A 21518-nucleotide genomic window follows, 5' to 3' on the forward strand; every position below is an offset into this window, starting at 1 on the left:
CAGCTGCCATGGCGAACGGCGGAGCGAGTGTCCTCGATTCCATCGTTGACGGTGTCAGGGCCGATCTCGCGGTGCGTGAGGCCGAGGTCGACTTCGCGGAGATCAAGCGGCGGGCGGCCGCGGCCCCGCCTCCGCGGGACGTGATGGCCGCGCTGCGCGCCCCGGGTATCGGGGTGATCGCGGAGGTGAAGCGGCGGAGCCCGTCGAAGGGTGATCTGGCGGAGATCGCCGACCCGGCCCAGCTGGCCGCCGCGTACGCCGAGAACGGTGCGCGGGTGATCAGCGTGCTCACCGAGGGCCGCCGCTTCGGCGGGTCGCTGGCCGACCTCGCCGCGGTGCGCGCCGTGGTCGACGTGCCGGTCCTGCGCAAGGACTTCGTGGTGAGCCCGTACCAGGTGCACGAGGCGCGGGCGTACGGCGCCGACCTGGTGCTGCTGATCGTGGCCGCGCTGGAGCAGAACGCGCTCGACGCCCTGCTCGACCGGGTCGAGTCGCTCGGGATGACGGCGCTGGTCGAGGTGCACACCGAGGAGGAGGCCGACCGCGCGCTCGAAGCGGGGGCCAAGGTCATCGGGGTGAACGCGCGCAACCTGCACACCCTCGAGGTCGACCGCACGATCTTCGGGCGGATCGCGCCCGGCCTTCCCACCGACGTGATGCGGGTGGCGGAGTCCGGTGTGCGCGGGCCCGGCGACCTGCTCACCTACGCGGGGTGGGGCGCCGACGCCGTGCTCGTCGGCGAGGGGCTCGTCACCAGCGGAGACCCCGGTGGGGCGGTGCGGAGCCTGGTGGCTGCCGGCTTCCACCCGTCGTGTTCGAGAATGGTTCGGTGAGCACGAACAGCAAGGCGAGCGACGGGGTCGCGCACCCGTCGGACCACGAGCCGGACGAGCGGGGCCACTTCGGCCGCTACGGCGGGCGGTTCGTGCCGGAGGCGCTGGTCGCGGCCCTCGACGAGCTCACCACGGTCTACGAGAAGGCCCGTGGCGACCGGGAGTTCCTCGACGAGCTCGACCGCCTGCACCGCGACTACACCGGCCGGCCGTCCCCCTTGACGGATGTCCCCAAGCTGGGTGAGCACGCGGGCGGCGCTCGGATCCTGCTCAAGCGCGAGGACCTCAACCACACCGGCTCACACAAGATCAACAACGTGCTCGGGCAGGCGCTGCTCACCAAGCGGATGGGCAAGAAGCGCGTGATCGCCGAGACCGGTGCCGGCCAGCACGGCGTGGCCACGGCCACCGCCTGTGCGCTGCTCGGCCTGGAGTGCGTCGTGTACATGGGTGAGGTCGACACCGAGCGGCAGGCCCTCAACGTCGCCCGGATGCGGTTGCTCGGCGCCACGGTGGTGCCGGTGAAAACCGGCTCCCGCACGCTGAAGGACGCCATCAACGAGGCCCTGCGCGACTGGGTCACCAACGTCGACGACACGCACTACCTGCTCGGCACGGCCGCTGGGCCCCATCCGTTCCCGGTGATGGTGCGCGACCTGCACCGGATCATCGGCCTGGAGGCGCGCGAGCAGGTGCTCGAACGCGTCGGGCGGCTCCCGGACGTCGTGGCCGCGTGCGTCGGTGGCGGCTCGAACGCCATCGGCATCTTCCACGCCTTCCTCGACGACCCCGGCGTGCGGCTGGTCGGCTTCGAGCCCGGCGGCGACGGCGTCTCCACCGGGCGGCACGGCGCCACCCTGACCGCGGGCTCCCCGGGCGCGCTGCACGGCGCCCTGTCGTACCTGCTGCAGGACGAGGACGGCCAGACCGCGGAGTCGCACTCGATCTCGGCCGGGCTCGACTACCCCGGTGTCGGCCCGGAGCACGCGCTGCTCAAGGACATCGGGCGGGCCGAGTACCGCCCCATCACCGACGCCGAGGCGATGGACGCGTTCGCGCTGCTCTCGCGCACCGAGGGGATCATCCCGGCGATCGAGTCGGCCCATGCCGTGGCCGGCGCGCTGAAGCTGGGCAAGGAGCTCGGACCGGAGGCGGTGATCCTCGTGAACCTGTCCGGACGTGGGGACAAGGACCTCGACACGGCGGCCAAGTGGTTCGGCATGATCTCCGAGGGGGAGAGCGCCGAGGAGGCCAGCGGCACCGCGATCGCCGAAGCCAGCCTGACGGAGGGGCCGCCGCGATGAGCGAGGTCGAGAAGATCTTCGAGGCCGCACGGGCGGAGGGCCGGGGTGCCCTCGTCGGTTACCTGCCGGCCGGCTACCCGACCGTCGACGGTTCGGTCGAGCTGCTCGACGCGATGGTCGAGGGTGGCTGCGACCTGCTCGAGGTCGGCATCCCGTACTCGGACCCGGTGATGGACGGGCCCACGATCCAGGCGGCCGCCGACACCGCGCTGCGCGCGGGCTTCCGGCTGCGTGAGGTGTTCTCGGTGGTCGAGCGGGTCGCCGCGGCAGGTGGCCGGGCGGTCGTGATGACCTACTACAACCCGGTGCTGCGCTACGGCGTCGACGCGTTCGCCCGCGACCTCGCCGCGGCGGGCGGGCTCGGCGTGATCACGCCCGACCTGATCCCCGACGAGGCCGACGAGTGGCTCGCCGCGTCGGAGGCCCACGGCCTGGACCGGATCTTCCTGGTCTCGCCCTCCTCCACCGAGGAGCGGATCGCGTCCACCGCTGCCGCCACCCGCGGGTTCCTCTACGCCACGTCGACGATGGGCGTCACCGGCGCGCGCGACGCCGTCGCGAGCGCCGCTCCCACTCTCGTGGCCCGGTGCCGCGCCCACACGTCGCTCCCGATCGCCGTGGGCCTCGGTGTCCGGTCGGCCGACCAGGCCGCGGAGGTCGCAGGCTTCGCCGACGGCGTCGTCGTCGGGTCGGCGTTCGTCACGGCGGCCGAGAGCGCCGGTGCCGACGGCGTGCGCGCGCTGGCGCAGGACCTGGCGGGCGGCGTGCGCCGCGCCCCGCAGCCGGCCTGAGGGCTGCTCACCCGCCTCCGGCGGTGAGCGCCTTCAGCTCGTCGAACGACTCGCGCAGCAGCCGCGCCAGTCCCCGATCCTCGGGCTCGGTGACCCAGCGTTCGAACGCCACGCGGAACACGGCGATGCCCGTCTCGGCCGCCAGGCGGGCCACGGGGTCGGCGACCCCGCGCTTGCGCAGCCCATCGGCCAGTGCGGCGGACAGCGTCGCCAACTTGATCAGCTCGCGCTCCTGCAGCTCGGCGTTCGCGGCGATGACGACCTGGCGCAGGCGGGAGAACTCGCGGTCGGTCAGCACCTCGGCGGCGGCGTCGAGGGCGGCGGCGACGGCCTCCATCGGTGACGCGGAGGCGGGGGCGGCGTCGAGGGCGGCCACGAGCACGTCCTGCAGGGGTGAGCCGGCGAAGAGCACCTCGCGCTTGTCGGCGAAGTGCCGGAAGAACGTCCGCGCGGTGAGCCCGGCACGTGCGGCGATCTCGGCGACGGTCGTCTGCTCGTAGCCGCGCTCGACGTAGAGCTCCAGCGCGGCCGCGCGAAGTCGCCCGCTCGCGTTCGGCTCCCAGCGACCCATGGCACGATCCTAGTGATGACACCGGCTGACATCACGGAGTAGGGTGATGGCATCAAGTGACATCACTGGGAGGTCGTCATGCGCGTCTTCGTCACCGGGGCTTCCGGCTGGATCGGCTCGGCCACCGTCCGCGAGCTGGTCGGTGGCCGGACACCAGGTCCTCGGCTTCGCCCGCTCGGACACCGCGGCGGCGTCGGTCGCCGCCCTCGGGGCCGAGGTGCTCCGCGGCGGTCTGGACGATCCAGACAGCCTGCGCGCCGGCGCGGAGGCCTCCGACGGGGTCGTCCACCTGGCCTACCACCACGACTTCTCGCAGATGGAGCGGGCGGCGCAGCTCGACCGGCAGGCGATCGAGGCCATCGGCGCGGTCCTCGAGGGCACGGACCGGCCGCTGGTGATCGCCTCGGGCCTCGCCGGGTTCGCTCCCGGGCGCTCCGTCACGGAACGGGACCAGCCGGACCCCGCCGTCTACCCGCGGCTGGCGAACGCCCAGGCGACGCTCGCACTGGCCGGACGGGGCGTGCGCTCGTCGGTCGTGCGGTTCGCGCCGACAGTCCACGGCGACGGCGACCCCGGGTTCGTGGCCGCCCTGGTCGGCATCGCTCGCGAGAAGGGCGTCTCCGCCTACATCGGCGACGGCGAGAACCGCTGGGCCGCGGTGCACCGGGCCGACGCCGCCGTGCTCGTCCGCCTCGCCGTCGAGGGCGCACCCGCCGGCTCGGTCCTGCACGCCGTCGCCGAGCAGGGCGTGCCCACCCGCGAGATCGCCGAGGCGATCGCGGACGGCCTCGACCTACCGGTCGTCTCCGTCCCCGCCGAGCAGGCGGCCGACCACTTCGGCTGGCTCGGGCGGTTCTTCGGCATGGACGCCGCCGCCTCCAGCGACCTGACGCGCGAGCTGCTGGGATGGGAGCCCACCCGGCACGGCCTCCTCGCCGACCTGAAGCAGGGCCACTACTTCGCGACCAGGTGATCATGTCCGCGCCGACCCGACCGATCCCGCCGCCGCGGGATCGTGGCGCTACCGTGGCGGCGTGAGCCCAGCCCTCGTCAGCCCTGCCGTCGTCACAGTGTTGGCGAACATCCCGAGTCCCGACCGCGGTGTCTGGATGCTCGGCCCGATCCCGATCCGGGCGTACGCGCTGTGCATCATCGCCGGCATCGTCGTGGCGGTCCTCTGGGGCGAGCGGCGCTTCGTCGCACGCGGCGGGCAGCAGGGCACCGTCACGGACGTCGCGGTGTTCGCGGTGCCGTTCGGCCTGGTCGGCGGCCGGCTCTACCACGTGCTGACCGACTGGCAGACCTACTTCGGCCCGGGCGGCGACCCGTGGGGTGCGCTCCGGATCTGGGAGGGCGGCCTGGGGATCTGGGGCGCGGTCGCGCTCGGCGCCGTCGGGGCCTGGATCGGGTGCCGGCGCCGCGGGGTGCCGCTCGGGTTCTTCGCCGACGCGGTGGCGCCGGGCATCGTGGCGGCGCAGGCGATCGGCCGGATCGGCAACTGGTTCAACCAGGAGCTGTACGGCGCGCCCACAACGCTGCCGTGGGGGCTGGAGATCTACGACCGCGTCGACCCCTCCACCGGTCTCCCCGACGCCCTCGGTGGCGTCGCGCTGAACCACGTGCCCGTCCAGGTGGTGCACCCGACCTTCCTGTACGAGCTGCTGTGGAACCTGGCCGTCGCCGGGCTCGTGGTCTGGGCCGACCGGCGGTTCCGGCTGGGGCACGGCCGGGCGTTCGCGCTGTACGTCGCGGGTTACACGGCGGGCCGGTTCTGGATCGAGCAGATGCGCACCGACCACGCCACGCGGGTGTTCGGCGACATCCGGATCAACGTGGTGGTCTCCGTGCTGGTGTTCGCGGCTGCGGTGCTCTACATCGCGCTCGTCCGCAAGCCGCGCGAGGTGCTGGAGGGCCCGGCGGCGGCCGCCGAGCCAGCGCCGGCCGAGCCCGCCCCCGCCGAGCCCACACCGGCCGATGGTGCCGCCGATTCCGATCCGCCTGCCGACGAGGAGGACGAGGCGCAGGTGAAGGACGCAGCCGAGGTGGGGGACCGGACGCCATGACGTTCACGGGTTTCGGTGAGGGCGCCGTCGAGTTCTACGACGGGCTCGTGGCCGACAACTCGAAGGCCTACTGGACCGACCAGCGGGCCGTGTACGAGGCGGACGTCCGCGCGCCGATGCAGGAGCTGCTCGCCGCTCTGGAGCCGGAGTTCGGGTCCGGGAAGATCTTCCGGCCGTACCGCGACGTCCGGTTCTCGCACGACAAGACCCCGTACAAGACCCATTGCGGCGCCACCGTCGGGCCGTTCTACGTGCAGGTCGGCTCCGACGGCCTGCTGGTCGCGGGCGGCTACTACCGGATGGCGCCCGACCAGGTCGCCCGCTACCGCACCGCCGTCGCCGACGACCGCCGTGGCGGCGACCTCGAGAAGCGCCTCGCGGCGCTCCAGGAGCTGACGCTGGCGGGGGAGACCCTCAAGACCCGCCCCCGCGGCTTCGACCCCGACCACCCGCGCATCGACCTGCTGCGGCACAAGGGCCTCTACGCGTGGCGGTCCTGGGAGCCCGACGACGTGCTGCACGAGCCGGGCACCCTGGACCGAGTGGCCCGGACGTGGCGGGAGCTGCAGCCGCTCACCGAATGGCTCGACGACCACGTGGGCCCGAGCGAGCAGCCCCGGCGGTAGCGAGCGGGATCAGCCGCTGCGCCGCCACCAGCGCCTGCGGGCGGGAGCAGGCGGTGCCGGCGCAGGCGGCGGGGCCGAGCGCGCGTCCCGCCACCCCTGCACGATCGCCTCGGGGTCGACCCGCCTGACCGGGACGGCCGGCCCGGACGGCGCGCGCACCCACTCCGCGATCCGCCGGTTCAGCTCCGAGACCGCGGCGCGCACGGCTTCCTCGGTGGGCAGGTCGCGCACCGTCTCCGGGAGCCGCTCGGCCTCCTTGCGCAGCTGCAGCGGGGTGGGCAGCAGGGCGTCGGACGGAACCCCTTCGCGCTGGATCCAGCCCTTGACCCACCAGTTCTCGTCGTCGGGGCCGTCGAGGCCGGGCAGGGGCTTGCCCTTGCCCGGCAGGTCGGCGAAGTCGCCCCGCTCCTCGGCCTTGCGGATCTGCTGGTCGATCACCGACTCGTAGCGCGCCCAGTACGCCTCGTTCCTCATCTGCGCCTCCCCACCTGCGACGGTACCCCGCGGCGCTCCCCGGACCGGCTGCGATGACGATCAACGCCGGCCGACGACCACCGTCGCATCGAGCTCGGCGTCGTGCACCACCCGCGCGGTGAGGCCCGCGGCACCGATCGCCGCGGCCGTGTGCGGGGCCTGGCGCTCGCTCGTCTCGATCAGCAGGTGCCCTCCGGGGGCGAGCCAGCGGGGAGCCGCAGCGGCGACGCGGCGCTGGATGTCGAGACCGTCGGCGCCGCCGTCGAGGGCCACGCGCGGCTCGTGCAGCCGCGCCTCGGGCGGCATCAGCCCGACCGCGTCCGTGGGTACGTACGGGGCGTTGGCCACGAGCACGTCCACCCGGCCCCGCAGCGAGGCCGGCAACGGGGCGTCGAGGTCGCCCTCGTAGACCTGGCCGCCCACCGCGCTGACGTTGCGGCGCGCGCAGCGAACAGCCGCCGGGTCGACGTCGGCGGCGTGCAGCTCGATGCCGGGCACGATGGCCGCCACCGCGACGCCGACCGCAGCCGAGCCGCAGCAGAGGTCGACGACGACGGCGCCGGGGCGCGCCCGTGCGGCGGCTTCGCGGGCGAGGAGCTCGGTGCGGCGGCGGGGGACGAAGACGCCCGGGTCGACGGCGACGCGCCGCCCGGCGAACTCGGCCCAGCCCAGTACGTGTTCGAGGGGGAGACCCGCCACGCGCCGCTCGACCATGTCGGTGAGCTCGGCGGGGGTGCGGGCGGTGTCGAGGAGCAGCCTGGCCTCGTCCTCGGCGAAGACGCAGCCGGCGGCCCTGAGCCGGGCGATGATGTCGGAGACGGGGGTGGGGAGCGGGGTGGCGGTCACGGCGTGCCTTCCAGGGAGCCGGAGGCGCTACTCCGTGCACCGGGAGGAGAGCGCCCGTGGTCGTGGGTCGATCGATCTCACCTCCCGCGTCCGTGGTTCAGCCGCAACGATAGCGCCGTGGACGAGAACTGGGAGCGGCATGCCGACCGCCTGGCCGCGCGGTCGCTACGGGCAGGTGATCCCACCGGCTGGTTCGAGGAGCTGTACTCCGCGGGTCGCGCCGGTTCGGTGGCCGTGCCGTGGAACCGGGTGCAGCCGCATCCCCTGCTGGCGGCCTGGACGCGGGAACGGGCACCGGATGGAACGGGCCTGCGCGCCGTGGTGGTGGGCTGCGGGCTCGGCGCCGACGCCGAGCACGTGGCCACGCTCGGGTACGACACCGTCGCTTTCGACGTCTCGGGGACCGCCGTCGACCTGGCCCGCGACAGGCATCCCGGCAGCACGGTGCGCTACGTCGTGGCGGACCTGCTCGCGCTGCCCCCGGACTGGCTCGGGGTCCACGACCTGGTCGTCGAGGTCTACACGGTCCAGGCGCTGCCCGAGCCGCCACGGCGCCGGGCGATCGGCGAGGTCGCCCGTCTCGTCGCGCCCGGTGGCACGCTGGTCGTGGTGGCGGCTGCCCGCGGCGACGCGGACCCGGAACCCGACGGGCCGCCGTGGCCGCTCACCCGCGACGAGATCGAGGCCTTCGCGACGGGCGATCTCGGCGCCGTGGCGATCAACCGCATCCCTGACCAGGACGATCCGGCGTTCGCCCGCTGGTTCGCGGAGTTCCGGAGGCGCTGATCGCGCGCCGCGGTACGGTCTCCCGATGTTCGCCCGTGCATGGGGTATCGCGCGCTCGCTGGTCATCTACCACGGCCAGCCAGCCAAGCACCGCCGGGCGGTGCGCCTGTACGGCGAGTTCCTCGGCCCGGGCGATCTCGCGTTCGACATCGGCGCCCACGTCGGCGGGCGGGTGCGCACGTGGCGGCGGCTGGGTGCGCGCGTGGTCGCCGTCGAGCCCCAGCCGGACTGCCTGCGCGTGCTGCGCCTGCTCTTCGGGCGCGACCGCGATGTGACGATCGAGCCGCGGGCGATCGGTGCCCAGGTGGGGCGGGCACGGCTCGGGGTGTCGACGGCGACGCCGACCGTGTCGTCGATGTCCCAGGACTGGCGGGAGTCGGTGGCCGCCGACCGGAGCTTCGCCCGGGTGCGGTGGGACCGCTCCGTCGAGGTGGAGGTGACCACCCTCGACGAGCTGATCGCCGAGCACGGCGTGCCGGCCTTCTGCAAGATCGACGTCGAGGGCTTCGAGGCGGACGTGCTGGCCGGGCTCTCCCGGCCGCTGCCCGCGCTGTCGTTCGAGTACCTGCCGCCCACGCACGAGCGGGCCCTCGCCGTGCTGGAACGGGTCCAGGAGCTCGGCGCGTACCGGTACAACTACTCGCCGGTCGAGACCATGCGGTTCGCCTCGGACGGCTGGCTCGACGCGGCGGAGCTCGTCCGGCTGCTCGAGGGCGTTCGTCCCCTCGGGCGCTCCGGGGACGTCTACGCGCGGCTCACTGCCGGAAACGAGCAGCCGAGGATCGGCTGATCGCGACCCGGCACCCGTCCCCCATTCGGGGTATGGTTCTTCGCTCGCCAGGTAGTGCCACGACATCGAGCGGAGCAGCCGGAGGATGGTGACGATCACGCCGGTCCAGACAGGTCCGGTCAGCGTGCTGACCGTCAGCGGGGAGGTCGACATCGCTTCGGGGCCGCGGCTGCGCGCGGCGCTCGACGAGATCATCGACGGCCCCGGCGGGAGGGCACCGGCCGGGCTGGTGCTCGACCTGACGGGCGTCACCTTCCTCGGTTCGTCCGGGCTCGCCGTGCTGGTCGACGCCCACGAGCGCGCCACCCAGCGGGGGGTCGCGATGAAGATCGTGATCGACCGTCCCGGCTCACCGGTGGCGAGGGCGTTCCAGGCGGCCGCGATCCACGAGCACCTGGACGTGCACGTCAGCCCGGCCGACTGAGCCGGCCGAGCCGACTGGGGCCGGCCTCGGTGATGTCCATGTCCTTGCTCTCCGGGGCGGCGAGGAACGCGACCAGTGAGATCACGCAGAGGCCGGCGATGTAGGCGGCGACGACCCACGGGGCGCCGCCGGCCGCGGCGACCATCGCCGCCGCGATGAGCGGTGTGAACCCGGCAAGGGCGGCGCCGACCTCCCGCGAGGTGGCGAACCCGCTGTAGCGCACGCGCGCGCCGAAGAGCTCCGCGTAGAACGCCGGCTGCACCGCGATCACCGGGGCCCACCCGAACGCCGTGGCCACCACGAGTGCCAGCACCACCAGCACCGGCTGCCGCGTCTCCAGCAGCAGGAAGAACGGGAAGATGAAGATCGCGGTGAACACCATGGAGAACAGGTTGAGCGGCTTGCGCCCTATCCGGTCGGACAGTGCCCCGTACACCGGCTGCAGCACGATCACGACGAGGCCGAACACGATCACGCCCGTCAGCACCGTCGGGCGGGAGATGCCGAGGGTGGTCGTGGCGTAGGAGACGGTGAACGTGGCGTACAGGTAGGCGCAGGCGGTGTCGGCGATGTGTGCGCCCACGCCGATCAGGAGGTTGCGCGGGTAGCTGCGCAGCGTCTCCAGGACGGGCAGCTTGATCACCTGCTGCTCGGCGAGCATCCGCCGGAACACCGGCGACTCCTCGACCCGCAGCCGCACGTACAGCGACACGCCGATCAGCAGGAAGCTCACGAGGAACGGCACCCGCCAGCCCCAGGCGCGCAGCTCCTCCTCGGACAGCAGGCCGACCAGCAGGAACGACACGGTGGCGAGCACCAGCCCGACCTGCACGCCGGTCTGGGCGTACGAGCAGTAGTAGCCGCGCCGGGACGGCGGGGCGTGCTCGGCGAGCAGGGTGGACGCGCCGCCGAACTCGGCTCCGGCGCCCAGGCCCTGCAGCACGCGCAGCAGCACGAGCAGCACCGGCGCCCAGACGCCGATCGTCTCGTAGGTCGGCAGCAGCCCGATCACGCCGGTGGACAGGCCCATGACGAGCGTGGTCAGGATCAGCGTCGCCCGCCGCCCGATGCGGTCGCCGATGTGTCCGAAGAGGATCCCGCCGAGCGGCCGGAACACGAACCCGACGCCGAAGGTCGCGAACGCTGTGATCGTGCCCACTGCCGGGTCGCTCTGCGGGAAGAACAACACGTTGAACACGAGCGCTGCGGCTGTGCCGTAGATGAAAAAGTCGTACCACTCCAGCGCGGTGCCGACGAGCGCGCCGAAGACGACCCGCCGCAGCTCACGCGGTTTGGTCGAACTGCCGGTTTCCTCCGCCGTGCCGGTGGGTTCAGTGGTCATGCCAGCTCCCCGATGAGCTCACATTCCGCCAAGCGGAATCGTACTTCCGCGATTGGACAGGACGATACGCCCAAACGTGTCGGCGCGCGAGATGCGATGCCGTGACGCTGCCGTGTCCGGATCGACCTGATCATGCGGTCGGCTCTGTCGTATGTTGTGACCGGCATGCGACTGACCGTCCGCACGCGTAGTTCTTCACGGCATTCGCACGCCTCGAACCGATCGTCACCAACGCCACCAGCTTCCGCCCCGACCGCACCTTCGTCCCGATCCTGCTGAACGCCGTCGGCGCTCCTCGCAGGGCCGAGCGCGGCGTCGTGCGGCGGGCAGCAAAGGACTGATCCATGCGACGACCCGTAAGACGTCTTCGTACCGCGCTCGCGGCCCTCGCCGTGGCGGGCACGCTCGCCGGGTGCGGGGCGTTCGGCGACGCCCCGACCCAGAGCAGCGAGACCCCGCCCGAGGGGCAGGCGACGATCCGGGTGGGCCTGCCGACCGGGGTGACCAGCTTCGCCAACGCCGACCTCGCGGTGGCGATCGAGAAGGGCTTCCTCTCCGAGGCGGGACTGACCGTCGAGACGCAGAACCTGAAGTCCGGTGTCTCGGTGGTGCAGGGTGTGGTCGCCGGCGCGCTGGAGATCGGCGCGTCGAGCATCGAGCCGGTCGTCAACGCGGCGGCGGGTGGTGGTGACGTCGTGATCATCGGCGCCTACACCGACAAGCTGACGGTCTCGTCGGTCGCCCCCGCCGACGTGCTCACCCCGGCGGACCTGCGTGGCCGTCAGGTCGGCGTGCAGGAGGTCGGCGCGTTCCGCGAGGTGATGACCCGGCTGGTGCTGCAGTCGGCGGGGCTCACCCAGAACGACGTGTCGTACATCCCGGTCGACGCGCAGTCCTACAACTCGGCCCTCGTCGACGGGCGGATCCAGAACGCGATCCTGCAGACCGAGCAGGCCATCGCCGTGCAGCGCGACCACCCCGGCTTCCACTCGATCGCCGAGCTGTCGAACGTCGTGCCGGACTACCACTACGGCACGTTCTTCGTGTCCCGCGCGTGGCTGCAGGCCAACCGCGATACTGCGGTCAAGTTCATGACGGCGCTGACCCGCGCCCACCGCTTCATGTACGAGAACAAGGACGAGACCGTCAAGATCGTCGCGAAGGCCACCGAGTTCGACGAGCAGGTCATCGCGCAGGCCTACGACTCCCTGCTCGGCCAGCAGGGCGCCTTCCCGGTCAACACCGGGCTCGACAAGGCCCGTATCAAGAAGACGATGAACCGCATGCGTGAGCTCGGCATCCTCGAGAAGGAGCCGCCCGTCTACGACCAGCTCGTCGACGCGGGCCCCGTCATCGACGCCGTCGACTCGCTCGGTGTGCAGAGCGGGGACGCGCGCTGGCGCTGATCCGCACCTGCCCCCGCATCCCGCCAGAGCAACATGAGGAGTGACATGACCGCCGACGTGCAGACGGCTTCCGCCACCACTCGCCCGATCCCGGACTCCATGCGCGCCGCCGTGTTGTTCGGGCCCGGCGACATCCGGGTGGTCGACCGTCCGGTGCCCCAGCCCGGCCCGCACCAGGTGCTCGTCGAGGTCGCCATGTGCGGCACCTGCGGCACCGACCTGAAGATCTTCGACGGCCACTTCCCGCAGACCCCGCCGTTCGGCGAGTTCACGCCCGGTCACGAGTGGGCGGGCACGGTGGTGGCCCTCGGGGAGTCGGTCGACGAGTTCGCGGTCGGTGACCGCGTCGCGATCGAGGTGCACGCGGGATGCGGGCGCTGCGACAACTGCATCATCGGCAAGTACACGGCCTGCCTGAACTACGCCAAGCCGGGCAAGGGGCAGCGGGCCAGCGGCATCACCGTCGACGGCGGGTTCGCCCAGTACGCCGTGCACGACGTCAAGGCGCTCTACAAGATGCCGGACAACATCTCGTTCGCCGACGCCGTCCTCGTGACGACCGCGGGCACCGGTCTCTACGGCATCGACGTCGCGGGCGGGTACATGGCCGGCCAGGACGTGGTGGTCGTCGGGCCGGGCCCGATCGGGCTGATGACCGTGCAGCTGTGCCGGCAGCTCGCCGCCCGCAGCGTCACGCTGGTCGGCACCCGGGCGTCGCGCCTCGAGCTCGGTGCCCGGCTGGGCGCCACCGAGGTCATCAACGCCCGGGAGACCGACCCGGTCGCCCGGGTGCGGGAGCTGACCGGCGGCGACGGCGCCGACTGGGTGATCGAGACCTCCGGGGGCGCCGACGTGCCCGACCAGTGCATCGCCATGACGAAGCGCGCCGGGAAGATCGTGTTCGTCGCCTTCTACCCGGGCCCGGTCACGCTCGACCTGTCCGCGGCCGTGCGCAGCGACATCTCGATGTACACCTCGCGCGGCGAGGGCGGCAACAACGTCAAGCGCGCGATGGCGATGGCCGCGGGCGGCGGTCTGCGTGGCGAGGAACTCGTCACCCACCGGTTCCCGCTCGAGGACATCGCCGAGGCGTTCCGGGTGGTGCGCGAGCGCGACGGCGACCCGATGAAGGTCGTCATCGTTCCCTGAGCGTTGAACGGCGGGGGGCTGGTGGCCCGGTGGCCACGAGCCTCCCGCCGTGCAGTGGCCCGGCGGCTTCCTGCGCCGCGCGGAGGTCGGCCCGTAGCCGGTCCTCCACGGGCACTCCCTTGTCGGAGTACTCGCCCGACAGGCAGACCGGGCCCGTCCAGCCCAGCCGGGCCAGCTCCGCGAACGCCGCGGCCCAGTCGGCCATGCCCTCCGGGCCGGGCACCCACCAGTGCCTCCAACCTCCGTCGGACCGCGTGTACACGCCGTTCTTGAGGTTGACGATCGCGAGCCGGTCGGCCACGAGTTCCAGCGTGACGCGCGGGTCGTCGCCGGCGAGGGCGTCGTGCCCGGCGTCCCAGACCACCCGGAACCGGTCGACGGGTAGCCCGTCGAGCAGTTGCGCGACCCCCAGCGCCGAGGAGACGAAGCGCCCGTGGTGGGGCTGCACGCCGACCTGCACGCCGTACCGCTCGGTGAGGGGAGCTGCCTCCTCCAGCTGTTCGCGGACCCGTGCCACCGAGGCCGCGTAACCGTCGGGGCCGAGCCCGGCCATGATCCGGATCAGCGGAACGCCCGCGCTCGCGCAGGCGGCGAACGTCGGTTCGGCGAGGTCGGCCGCGACGCTGATGACGTCGACGCCCTCGGCGCGCATCCGCTCGACGAAGCCGGGCAGCCGCTCCTCGGCGTCGGCGGGTGTGACGCGCGTGTTCTCGCGCACCGGCACTTCGGCGCCGGTGAAGCCGAGCCCGGCCACCAGCGGGCCGAGCTCCTCGGCGGGCAGCGCGGACCAGGCCTTCGTGAAGACGGACCAGATGTGGGTCATGGGATCAGCGGCCTCCGAACCCGCTCATGGTGATGCCCCGGACGAACCAGCGCTGTGTCAGGAAGAAGATGACGATCAGCGGGACGGTGGTGACGGTCGCGGCCATCAGCAGCAGGTTCCACTGGGTGCCGTGGGTGTCCTGGAAGGCCTGGAGGCCGACGGGGATGGTGCGGGTGGCGTCGGTGTTGGAGATGACGAGCGGCCAGAGCAGGTTGTTCCACTGGCCGATGAACTTGAACACCGCGAGCGTGGCGATCGCGGGCACGGCCAACGGCAGGATGATCCGCGTGAACGCCTGCCAGCGGTTGGCGCCGTCGATGCGGGCCGCCTCCTCGTAGTCGCGGGGGATGCCGAGGAAGAACTGCCTCAACAGGAACACGCCGAGCGCGGTGAAGGCGTGCGGGATGATCATACCGGCCCAGGTGTCGATCCCCTGCAGCTTCGCCACCAGCGCGAACTGGGGGATCAGCGTCACCTGCGTCGGGATCATGAGCGTGGCGAGGTAGATGCCGAACAGCACGCCCCGCCCGCGGAACTCCAGCCGCGCGAACGCGTACGCCGCGAGCGCCGCCGTGGCCGTCTCCAGCAGGGTGGTGCCGCCCGCGAAGATCACGGTGTTGAGCAGGTACTGCCCGAGCGGCACGAGGTCGAACGCGCGCTCCAGGTTCTCCGGGTGCCAGCTGGTCGGCCAGAACGACGGTGTGGCGGCCATCGACTCGGCGTCGGACTGGAATGCCACCAGCACCATCATCACGACCGGGATCAGCGTGACGGCGGTGACGAGGAAGCAGGCGAAGACGACGAGCTTGCGGGTGAGCTCAGTTGTCATAGTGGACCAGCCTTCGCTGGAGGAGGAACTGGATCCCCGTGATCACGGCGATGAACGCGAAGAGCACCAGCGACTGCGCGGCGGCGTATCCCTGGTCGTAGTTCTCGAAGCCGGTCCGGTAGATGTACATGACGAGCGTGGTGGTGCCGGTTCCCGGACCGCCGTTCGTCATGATCAGGGCCTGGTCGAACACCTGGAACGATCCGATGATCGACGTGACGACCACGAAGAAGAACGACGGCGACAGCATCGGGATCGTGATCTTGCGGAAGCTCTGCCACGGGCTGGCGCCGTCCACGCGCGCGGCCTCGTAGAGCTGCTGCGGAATGGCCTGCAGGCCGGCGAGGAACACCACCATCCCGAAGCCGAAGCCCTTCCAGACGCTCATCAGGATCAGCGCGGGCATCGCCCACGTGTCGGAGATGAGCCACGCCGGCCCGTCGATGCCGACCAGCCCGAGCGCCGCGTTCACCAGCCCGCCGGTGGGGATGTAGAGCCAGATCCAGACGAACGCCACGGCCACGGTGATCGTGGCGTAGGGCAGCAGCAGGAGGGAGCGGAACACCGCCATCCGCCGCAGGCCCCGGTTGAGCAGCAGGGCGAGCGCCAGGCTGACCGCGATGGTCAGCGGCACGCAGGCGAGCGTGAACCAGGCGGTGTTGACCAGGGCCGACCAGAACGTCGGGTCGGCGCCGAGGCGCCAGAAGTTGTCCAGCCCGGCGAACGTCGGCGGGCTGAAGAGGTTCCAGTCCAGCAGTGAGATCACCCCGGCGGCCACCACCGGGCCCGCGGTGAAGACCAGGAACCCCGCGAAGCTCGGCAGCAGGAAGAGCCACGCCGCGCGCGCCTGCCCGTCGCGCCGTCGCCGCCTCGGCGGGGGCGGGCTGGGCGGCGCTGCCGCTCTCGGGACGGTCCGGACGGCCACGTCGCCCTCCTTCAGCCCCGCCGCTGGGCGGCGAGGCGCACGTTGTCCTGGTGCTGGGTCATGAGGACGTCCAGCCGCGGGGTCAGGCCTGCGACCGCCTCGGCAGGGGTGATCTGCCCGAGGAAGCTGCGGGGCAGGTCCTGGTTGAGCATCTGCTTGACCTGGTTCCAGTTCGTGGTGACGTCGAACGGGTGCCCGCCCGCGATCTCGCCTGCGAGGATCCGCTGGACGATGCCGACGTTCGCAGGCGGTGGCCGGAACGCCGACCCGGCCGAGTAGCGGGCCGGGTTGTTGCGGCCGGCCTTGGCGTAGATGTTGAGCGCGTCGGTGCCGGTGAGCGTCTTGACCAGGTTCCAGGCGAGCTCGAGCTCGGCGCCCTCGACGGCTGCCGGAATGGCGAAACCGGAGCCCGATACACGCGGTGTGCTGCCGGCCGGCCCGGCCGGGAAGGGGACGACGTCCCACTCGAACTTCGCCTTCCGCGCGTTCACGACCTGCCAGGGGCCGTTCTGCATGAACGCGACGTTCCCCTCCAGGAAGTTGGACAGCGCGTTCTCGGTGACGAGGTTGGCGATCGGCGGCGTGACCTCGTCGCGGACGAACAGGCCGATCACGAAGTCGAGGGCCTCCATCGCCTCCGGCGCCGCCAGCGCGCTGGCCGTGGCGTCGGCGTTCATGACGTTGCCGCCCGCGCAGTAGATCCAGGAGACGAGGTCGTCGATGGCCGGGGCGCAGGTGAAGCCGAACCGGTCGGGCGGCGCGGACAGCTCGATCGCGAGCTCCCGGAACTGCGCCCACGTCATCGGTTCGGTGGTCGACGGCGGGTCGACGCCGCGCTCGGCGAGCAGCGTCTTGTTGACGTAGAGGACGTTCGGCGCCACGTCGAAGCCGATCATGTACGGCCGGCCCGCGAACGAGGAGATGGCGCGGATCGTCGGGTAGAAGTCGTCGACGTCGAAGTCGGGATCGGCGGCGATGAGGTCGTCGAGCGGGCGGAGCGCGCCGCGTGCGGCGTAGGTGGGCAGCAGCTGCCCGTTGATGGCGGTGACGATGCTCGCCGTTCCGCTCACGAGCTGCAGGTCGAGCTTGGTGGGGTAACCGCTCGACGAGGTCAGGTTGGGGATCGACTCGACGCCCATCCGCTGCTCGACGTGGTCGCTGAAGGCCGCCCAGACCTCGGCCTCGGCCGGGCTGCTCGACCACATCGACCAGGTGGCGACCCCCTGCGGGCGGGAGGAGCAGCCGGCGAGCAGGCCGGCGAGCCCGGCCAGCCTCAACGCGGTGCGGCGGCTCATTCGGTGAGGCATCGTCGGCTCCCGAGATCTCAGGTGAACAGGTCCTGTGCTTCGGCACGGATGCGTTCCTCGTCGACCTCGACGCCGAGGCCGGGCGCATCCGGCACGGTTGCCACGGCCTTGGTGATCCGCAGCCCGTCGACGTAGAGGTCCGCGAGCAGCTCGGGGCCGTTGAGCTCAGCGGGGAGCGCGAGGTCGAGCTGGCTGAACAGGTGCAGCGCGGCGGCGAACCCGATCCCGCAGTCGGTCAGGCCGCTGGCCAGCAGTTCCAGGCCGTTGGCGAGCGCCACCTGGGCCGTCCCCCGCGCGTTGCGGATGCCACCCGACTTGGCGATCTTGACGACGACCAGGTCGGCGGCCTCCAGGTGCACGATCCGCGCGAGATCGGCTGCGGTGAAGCTGCCCTCGTCGACCGCCACCGGGAGGTCGATCATCCCGCGCAGGCGCCGCAGGCCGAGCAGGTCGGTGCTGGGCACGGGCTGCTCGACGCAGTGCAGACCGGGCACGTCGCCGATCCGTCCGAGCAGCTGCCTCAGCGCGCTCGGCCGGTAGGACTGGTTGGCGTCCAGCCACAGCGGCTTGCCGGCGGCCACCTCGGCCACGGCGAGGACCGCGGCGGCGTCGGCGTCCGGGTCGCCCGCGATCTTGACCTTGTACGCGCCGTAGTCCGCGGACTGCTGCACCCGCTCGCGAACGGCGGCCGGACCGTCCACCCCGATCGCCGAGCAGAGCGGGATCTCCTCGCGGACCCGCCCGCCCAGCAGCGCGTGCACCGGCAGGCCGGATGCCCGGCCGGCGGCGTCGTGCAGGGCGAGGTCCACGGCGGCCCGCGCGAAGGGGAAGCCGTTGGACACCGACGGGCTGAGCACCCGGTTGGCGCGGCGGTGGAACAACTCCACGTCGAACGGGGTGAGCTCCAGCAGCAACGGTTCGAGGTACCGCTTGATCACCACGGCGATGGTCTCGGCGGTCTCGTAGCTCCAGCTGGGCAGCGCGCGCTGCTCGCCCCAGCCGACGACCCCGTCCTCGGTGGTGATCTTCACGAAGACGACGTGGCCGGCGCGCTCCGAGGTGCCGACGGCCCCGCTGCCGAGCACGAAGTCCTTCGCGAACGGGACGGCGACGGGGAAGACCTCGACGGATCTGATGCGCGACATCAGGCCGCGATCTCCCACGACGCCGGGTCGACGAAGCTCGGCCCGCGCTCGCCCCGTTCGAGGTAGGCGAGCACGTCCGCCAGCACGTATCCGGTGAGCGCGAGGTGGCCCTCGGTGGTGTCGCCCGCGATGTGCGGGGTCAGCAGGAGGTTCGGTGCGGCGAGGTGCCCGGGGGCGAGCGTCGGCGGTTCGACGTCGTAGACGTCGAGTGCGGCGGCGATCCGTCCGTCCAGCACGTGCTCGAGCAGCGCTTCCTGGACGACGGCCGGGCCGCGGGAGGAGTTGACGAAGACCGCGCCGTCGGGGAGCGCCTCGATCAGCTTCCGGCTCACGATGCCGACCGTCTCGGGCACGTTCGGCACGTGCACCGAGACGATCGGGCAGGCGAGCGCCTCGTCGAGGGAGGCGGTGCGCACGCCGAGCGCCGCCGCCCGGTTCGCGTCGAGGAAGGGGTCGTAGACGACGATGTCGCAGCCGAACGGCTTCAGCAGCGTGATCAGCGCCCTTGCCGTCGAGCTCGCGCCGAGCAGCCCGACCGACCGGCCGCGGATCTCGTGGCCGCGCAGGTACCCGGGCTTCCACTCGCCGGCGCGCATCGCCGTGTCGAAGCGGGGGAGCTGCCGGGCGAGCGTCAGGATGGCGGCCAGGCAGTACTCGCCGACGGACCAGGCGATCCGGCCGGCCGCCGAGAAGACCGCGACGCCCCTGTCGAACACCACCGGGTCGACGAGCCGCTTCACCGAGCCCGCGGCGTGGGCGACGACCGGCGGGCACAGCGTGGCGTCCAGGTGGGGCGTACCCCAGCTCGTGAGCACCACGTCGGCACCGGCGACGAGCTCCAGCTGCTCGCCGGCCCACGTCACGTCGAAGCGCTCCTCGAGGAGCTCGCGGGTGGCGGCATCACACACGTCGGCGAAGCGCGCGGGGGTCATGGCGACGGCGAGTCGGGGCACGCTCGGACGGTAAGCGCATCCCATGATGCACGTCCAAGCCCGATCCCGTATGGACCGATACCGTGCACGGTATGGATGTGTCGCTGCACCAGCTCCGCGGGTTCGTCGTCGTCGCGGAGGAGCAGCACTTCGGGCGGGCCGCGGCCCGGCTCAACCTGACGCAACCGCCGCTCTCGCGCCAGGTCCAGGCACTGGAGGCGGCGCTGGGAGTGGCGCTCTTCGACCGGGTGGGTCGTGGGGTTCGGCTCAACGCCGCGGGTGAGGTCTTCCTCGCCCACTGCCGCCGCGCCCTCGCCCTGATCGACGCGGCGCCCGACGCCACCCGCCGCGCCGCGGAGGGGGAGACCGGCGCGCTGCGGCTCGCGTTCACCGCGATCGGCGCCTATGCCGTCCTCGGCGACTTCCTCGCGCTCGTCCACGAGCGGCTCCCGGCGGTCGGCGTCGCGCTGACCGAGCTGGCGAGCCCCGGCCAGTTCGAGCTGCTCGGCGCGATGGAGCTCGACCTCGGGCTCGTGCGCCCGCCGATCCCGGAGCAGTTCGCGTCCGTGCTCGTCCACTCCGAGGACCTGGTGCTGGCCGTGCCCGGCGGGCATCCGCTCGCGACGGCCGACGGGCCGGTCGCGCTCGCGGACGTCACCGACGAGTACATCGGCTACAGCCCCGAGGGCTCGCGGTACCTGCACGACATCTGCGCCGCCATGATCGGGATGAACCGGTACCGGGTGAGCCAGCTGGTGTCCCAGGTGCCGACGATGCTCGCTCTCGTCCGGGCCGGCACCGGGTGCGCGCTCGTGCCCAGGTCGATCCGGGCGATGGGGGTGCACGGGGTGCGGTACCTGGAGCTGGCGCCGGCCGACGCGCACTCCGTGACGCTGCACGCGTGTTGGAGCCCGGACAACCCGAACCCGGCGTTGCAGCGGTTGGTGGACTCGCTCGCACGCAATGGATCGCCCGTCCGGAGCGAGCCCGGTGTCACATTCGGCGGCCTGCCGATCGTCATGTACTCGAGGGCAGATGGCTCAGAGGCGGAGGAGGCCGGGAGTGGCCGTGCCGGACGAGGACGAGAAGCGAGCAGCGCACCGGGCTCTGGTGGACCGCGTGCTGGACGGGGAGGGTGAGGCACCTGCCGAGCAACGAGCGCGGGCCTTCGCCAACGATGGCCTCCCACCGCCGTTGGACCTGCTGATCGGCAAGGTCGCCGACCGGCCCGCGCAGGTCGGCGACGCGGACTGGGCTGCGGCGAAGACGTCGGGCTGCACCGAGGACCAGCTCTTCGAGCTTGTGATCTGCGCGGCCGTCGGCAAGTCCGCCCGGCTGTACGAAGCCGGACTGGCCGCCCTGGCGGAAGCGACCGCCGAGGGGAGGCCCGATCATGCGTCTTGACGTCCTCGACCGCGGCTACGGCGCGGGAACCAAGCTGCTGTTCGCGGTCATCCGGCTGTTCTCCGGGCACGCGGTGCCCGACGCCGCCAAGCTGACCTTCTACCGGTCCGACTTCTACGGCGCCCGGGCCAAGGAGTTCACCCACCTCGCGATGCGCGGACCGTCCGCCTGGTCAGTGGGCGACCGGGAGCTGATGGCGGCTCACGTGTCCGCCGTGAACGAGTGCGCGTTCTGCGTCGGCGCGCACACCGCGACCGCCGCTCAGGCGTACCAGGACCGGCCACGGGTCGCGGCGGTGCTGGCCGACCTGGAGTCGGCACCCATCGCGGAGCCGCTGCGGGCCACGCTGCGGATGCTCGGCAAGCTGACCCGGGACGGGACCATCGACGCGGAGGACGTGCGGGAGGTGCTCGCCGCCGGGGTCTCACCCCAGCAGGTCGAGGACGCGCTGGCCGTCTGCGCCGCCTTCAACACGACCAACCGGCTCGCCGACGCGTTCGGGTTCGAGCTGCTCGGTCCCGAGGGCTACGAGGCAGGAGCCGGATACCTGCTCAAGCGGGGTTACCGGTAGTCCCGGTCGACCTGCAGTCGTGCGCCTCGTCGTAGCCGTAGTCGCCACCCGGATCGGGCTTCGGTGGCGGGCTGCTGTCGTGGTGCTGCTCGTGCTGCACCTCGAACTCGAGGCCCGGCTCGTGGACCAGGTCGTACTCGTAGTCGCCGTACGGCTCCGGTGGTGTTCCTGCCATCG

The 21518-nt window shown here is 72.2% G+C and carries 24 protein-coding genes and 1 pseudogene; 14 read left to right on the top strand and 11 right to left on the bottom strand.

What is annotated here, in order from left to right:
* The first annotated feature begins 8 nt into the window (after positions 1-8).
* Genes trpC through trpA form a run of 3 tightly spaced genes read left to right on the top strand, consistent with a single transcriptional unit; the run spans position 9 to position 2928 of the window.
* Positions 9-833 carry an indole-3-glycerol phosphate synthase TrpC gene (gene trpC / locus FB388_RS10200; RefSeq protein WP_142099746.1) on the top strand — a complete coding sequence of 275 codons (825 nt, stop codon included), beginning with the start codon at positions 9-11 and terminating at the stop codon, positions 831-833.
* Positions 830-2137, top strand: a complete 1308-nt coding sequence (gene trpB / locus FB388_RS10205; protein ID WP_142099748.1) for a tryptophan synthase subunit beta — start codon at positions 830-832, stop codon at positions 2135-2137. The genes trpC and trpB overlap by 4 nt, the downstream gene beginning before the upstream one ends.
* On the top strand, positions 2134-2928 hold the full coding sequence (trpA, locus tag FB388_RS10210) for a tryptophan synthase subunit alpha (RefSeq protein ID WP_142099750.1): 795 nt from the start codon (positions 2134-2136) through the stop codon (positions 2926-2928). Before trpB ends, trpA begins: the two co-directional genes overlap by 4 nt.
* 7 nt (positions 2929-2935) lie before the next feature.
* On the opposite strand, the gene FB388_RS10215 is transcribed toward trpA, so the two are convergent.
* A complete protein-coding gene (locus FB388_RS10215) occupies positions 2936-3499 on the bottom strand; it encodes a helix-turn-helix domain-containing protein (protein ID WP_142099752.1) in 564 nt (187 codons plus the stop codon).
* A gap of 78 nt (positions 3500-3577) precedes the next feature.
* On the opposite strand from FB388_RS10215, the pseudogene FB388_RS10220 reads away from it, so the two are divergent.
* From FB388_RS10220 to FB388_RS10230, 3 genes and pseudogenes are all read left to right on the top strand, one after another.
* Positions 3578-4472: pseudogene (locus FB388_RS10220) on the top strand (SDR family oxidoreductase).
* Between the two features lie 136 nt (positions 4473-4608).
* A complete protein-coding gene (gene lgt / locus FB388_RS10225) occupies positions 4609-5562 on the top strand; it encodes a prolipoprotein diacylglyceryl transferase (RefSeq protein WP_142102855.1) in 954 nt (317 codons plus the stop codon).
* Complete coding sequence (locus tag FB388_RS10230) at positions 5559-6188, top strand: DUF2461 domain-containing protein (protein WP_142099754.1); 630 nt, start codon at positions 5559-5561, stop codon at positions 6186-6188. Before lgt ends, FB388_RS10230 begins: the two co-directional genes overlap by 4 nt.
* A gap of 9 nt (positions 6189-6197) precedes the next feature.
* Here the strand turns inward: FB388_RS10230 and FB388_RS10235 are convergent, their stop codons facing one another.
* Both FB388_RS10235 and FB388_RS10240 read right to left on the bottom strand, forming a co-directional pair.
* Positions 6198-6662: a DnaJ family domain-containing protein gene (locus FB388_RS10235; RefSeq protein ID WP_142099756.1), complete on the bottom strand. Its 465-nt coding sequence runs from the start codon at positions 6660-6662 to the stop codon at positions 6198-6200.
* A gap of 60 nt (positions 6663-6722) precedes the next feature.
* Positions 6723-7508: a putative protein N(5)-glutamine methyltransferase gene (locus FB388_RS10240; RefSeq protein WP_142099758.1), complete on the bottom strand. Its 786-nt coding sequence runs from the start codon at positions 7506-7508 to the stop codon at positions 6723-6725.
* A 117-nt stretch (positions 7509-7625) separates the two neighbouring features.
* Between FB388_RS10240 and FB388_RS10245 the strand changes: the two genes are divergently transcribed.
* The 3 genes from FB388_RS10245 to FB388_RS10255 all read left to right on the top strand — a co-directional run bounded on the left by FB388_RS10245 (position 7626) and on the right by FB388_RS10255 (position 9508).
* A complete protein-coding gene (locus FB388_RS10245; protein ID WP_142099760.1) occupies positions 7626-8294 on the top strand; it encodes a class I SAM-dependent methyltransferase in 669 nt (222 codons plus the stop codon).
* Between the two features lie 25 nt (positions 8295-8319).
* Positions 8320-9084: an FkbM family methyltransferase gene (locus FB388_RS10250; protein WP_142099762.1), complete on the top strand. Its 765-nt coding sequence runs from the start codon at positions 8320-8322 to the stop codon at positions 9082-9084.
* Positions 9085-9169: 85 nt separating this feature from the next.
* Complete coding sequence (locus tag FB388_RS10255; RefSeq protein WP_142099764.1) at positions 9170-9508, top strand: STAS domain-containing protein; 339 nt, start codon at positions 9170-9172, stop codon at positions 9506-9508.
* On the opposite strand, the gene FB388_RS10260 is transcribed toward FB388_RS10255, so the two are convergent.
* On the bottom strand, positions 9492-10850 hold the full coding sequence (locus FB388_RS10260; protein ID WP_142099766.1) for an MFS transporter: 1359 nt from the start codon (positions 10848-10850) through the stop codon (positions 9492-9494). The genes FB388_RS10255 and FB388_RS10260 overlap by 17 nt on opposite strands.
* A 344-nt stretch (positions 10851-11194) precedes the next feature.
* Here FB388_RS10260 and FB388_RS10265 point away from each other — a divergent pair, with 344 nt between their 5' ends.
* Together FB388_RS10265 and FB388_RS10270 are read left to right on the top strand one after the other, a co-directional pair.
* Positions 11195-12256 (top strand): ABC transporter substrate-binding protein, encoded by a 1062-nt coding sequence (locus FB388_RS10265; protein WP_142099768.1) that lies wholly within the window; start codon positions 11195-11197, stop codon positions 12254-12256.
* A gap of 45 nt (positions 12257-12301) precedes the next feature.
* Complete coding sequence (locus FB388_RS10270) at positions 12302-13405, top strand: zinc-dependent alcohol dehydrogenase (RefSeq protein ID WP_170225551.1); 1104 nt, start codon at positions 12302-12304, stop codon at positions 13403-13405.
* Here FB388_RS10270 and FB388_RS10275 read toward each other — a convergent pair.
* From FB388_RS10275 to FB388_RS10300, 6 genes are read right to left on the bottom strand one after another with little or no spacing between them, the layout of a single operon-like run.
* Complete coding sequence (locus FB388_RS10275) at positions 13392-14228, bottom strand: sugar phosphate isomerase/epimerase family protein (protein ID WP_142099772.1); 837 nt, start codon at positions 14226-14228, stop codon at positions 13392-13394. The two genes, FB388_RS10270 and FB388_RS10275, sit on opposite strands and share 14 nt — an antisense overlap.
* A gap of 4 nt (positions 14229-14232) precedes the next feature.
* Complete coding sequence (locus FB388_RS10280) at positions 14233-15057, bottom strand: carbohydrate ABC transporter permease (protein WP_142099774.1); 825 nt, start codon at positions 15055-15057, stop codon at positions 14233-14235.
* The gene (locus tag FB388_RS10285) at positions 15047-15982 is read right to left on the bottom strand and encodes a carbohydrate ABC transporter permease (protein WP_142099776.1); all 936 of its coding nucleotides are present in this window, start codon (positions 15980-15982) and stop codon (positions 15047-15049) included. The genes FB388_RS10280 and FB388_RS10285 overlap by 11 nt, the downstream gene beginning before the upstream one ends.
* A gap of 11 nt (positions 15983-15993) precedes the next feature.
* Positions 15994-17289 (bottom strand): ABC transporter substrate-binding protein, encoded by a 1296-nt coding sequence (locus FB388_RS10290; RefSeq protein ID WP_142099778.1) that lies wholly within the window; start codon positions 17287-17289, stop codon positions 15994-15996.
* 17 nt (positions 17290-17306) lie between these two features.
* A complete protein-coding gene (locus FB388_RS10295; protein ID WP_142099780.1) occupies positions 17307-18434 on the bottom strand; it encodes a mandelate racemase/muconate lactonizing enzyme family protein in 1128 nt (375 codons plus the stop codon).
* Complete coding sequence (locus tag FB388_RS10300) at positions 18434-19387, bottom strand: hydroxyacid dehydrogenase (RefSeq protein WP_142099782.1); 954 nt, start codon at positions 19385-19387, stop codon at positions 18434-18436. Before FB388_RS10300 ends, FB388_RS10295 begins: the two co-directional genes overlap by 1 nt.
* 71 nt (positions 19388-19458) lie before the next feature.
* Here FB388_RS10300 and FB388_RS10305 point away from each other — a divergent pair, with 71 nt between their 5' ends.
* The 3 genes from FB388_RS10305 to FB388_RS10315 are packed head-to-tail and all read left to right on the top strand — an operon-like array spanning position 19459 to position 21341.
* Positions 19459-20505: a LysR family transcriptional regulator gene (locus tag FB388_RS10305; protein ID WP_142099785.1), complete on the top strand. Its 1047-nt coding sequence runs from the start codon at positions 19459-19461 to the stop codon at positions 20503-20505.
* Entirely contained in the window at positions 20477-20770 is a 294-nt protein-coding gene (locus FB388_RS10310) for a hypothetical protein (protein ID WP_211361843.1), read from the top strand. The genes FB388_RS10305 and FB388_RS10310 overlap by 29 nt, the downstream gene beginning before the upstream one ends.
* Positions 20760-21341, top strand: coding sequence for a carboxymuconolactone decarboxylase family protein (locus FB388_RS10315; RefSeq protein ID WP_142099787.1), 582 nt, complete (start codon positions 20760-20762; stop codon positions 21339-21341). Before FB388_RS10310 ends, FB388_RS10315 begins: the two co-directional genes overlap by 11 nt.
* Here FB388_RS10315 and FB388_RS10320 read toward each other — a convergent pair.
* Positions 21322-21516: a hypothetical protein gene (locus FB388_RS10320; RefSeq protein WP_142099789.1), complete on the bottom strand. Its 195-nt coding sequence runs from the start codon at positions 21514-21516 to the stop codon at positions 21322-21324. The genes FB388_RS10315 and FB388_RS10320 overlap by 20 nt on opposite strands.
* Positions 21517-21518 lie beyond the last annotated feature (2 nt).

The sequence above is a fragment of the Pseudonocardia cypriaca genome (assembly GCF_006717045.1).
GTDB lineage: Bacteria > Actinomycetota > Actinomycetes > Mycobacteriales > Pseudonocardiaceae > Pseudonocardia > Pseudonocardia cypriaca.

Bases quoted from the DNA above. Each gene is read 5' to 3' on its own strand.
- FB388_RS10320 (WP_142099789.1), bottom strand. From the start codon at position 21,516: ATGGCAGGAACACCACCGGAGCCGTACGGCGACTACGAGTACGACCTG.
- FB388_RS10260 (WP_142099766.1), bottom strand. From the start codon at position 10,850: ATGACCACTGAACCCACCGGCACGGCGGAGGAAACCGGCAGTTCGACC.
- FB388_RS10250 (WP_142099762.1), top strand. From the start codon at position 8,320: ATGTTCGCCCGTGCATGGGGTATCGCGCGCTCGCTGGTCATCTACCAC.
- FB388_RS10305 (WP_142099785.1), top strand. From the start codon at position 19,459: ATGGATGTGTCGCTGCACCAGCTCCGCGGGTTCGTCGTCGTCGCGGAG.
- trpC (WP_142099746.1), top strand. From the start codon at position 9: ATGGCGAACGGCGGAGCGAGTGTCCTCGATTCCATCGTTGACGGTGTC.
- FB388_RS10275 (WP_142099772.1), bottom strand. From the start codon at position 14,228: ATGACCCACATCTGGTCCGTCTTCACGAAGGCCTGGTCCGCGCTGCCC.
- FB388_RS10215 (WP_142099752.1), bottom strand. From the start codon at position 3,499: ATGGGTCGCTGGGAGCCGAACGCGAGCGGGCGACTTCGCGCGGCCGCG.
- FB388_RS10280 (WP_142099774.1), bottom strand. From the start codon at position 15,057: ATGACAACTGAGCTCACCCGCAAGCTCGTCGTCTTCGCCTGCTTCCTC.
- FB388_RS10290 (WP_142099778.1), bottom strand. From the start codon at position 17,289: ATGCCTCACCGAATGAGCCGCCGCACCGCGTTGAGGCTGGCCGGGCTC.
- trpA (WP_142099750.1), top strand. From the start codon at position 2,134: ATGAGCGAGGTCGAGAAGATCTTCGAGGCCGCACGGGCGGAGGGCCGG.
- FB388_RS10270 (WP_170225551.1), top strand. From the start codon at position 12,302: ATGACCGCCGACGTGCAGACGGCTTCCGCCACCACTCGCCCGATCCCG.
- FB388_RS10265 (WP_142099768.1), top strand. From the start codon at position 11,195: ATGCGACGACCCGTAAGACGTCTTCGTACCGCGCTCGCGGCCCTCGCC.
- lgt (WP_142102855.1), top strand. From the start codon at position 4,609: ATGCTCGGCCCGATCCCGATCCGGGCGTACGCGCTGTGCATCATCGCC.
- FB388_RS10295 (WP_142099780.1), bottom strand. From the start codon at position 18,434: ATGTCGCGCATCAGATCCGTCGAGGTCTTCCCCGTCGCCGTCCCGTTC.
- FB388_RS10230 (WP_142099754.1), top strand. From the start codon at position 5,559: ATGACGTTCACGGGTTTCGGTGAGGGCGCCGTCGAGTTCTACGACGGG.
- FB388_RS10255 (WP_142099764.1), top strand. From the start codon at position 9,170: ATGGTGACGATCACGCCGGTCCAGACAGGTCCGGTCAGCGTGCTGACC.
- FB388_RS10315 (WP_142099787.1), top strand. From the start codon at position 20,760: ATGCGTCTTGACGTCCTCGACCGCGGCTACGGCGCGGGAACCAAGCTG.
- FB388_RS10235 (WP_142099756.1), bottom strand. From the start codon at position 6,662: ATGAGGAACGAGGCGTACTGGGCGCGCTACGAGTCGGTGATCGACCAG.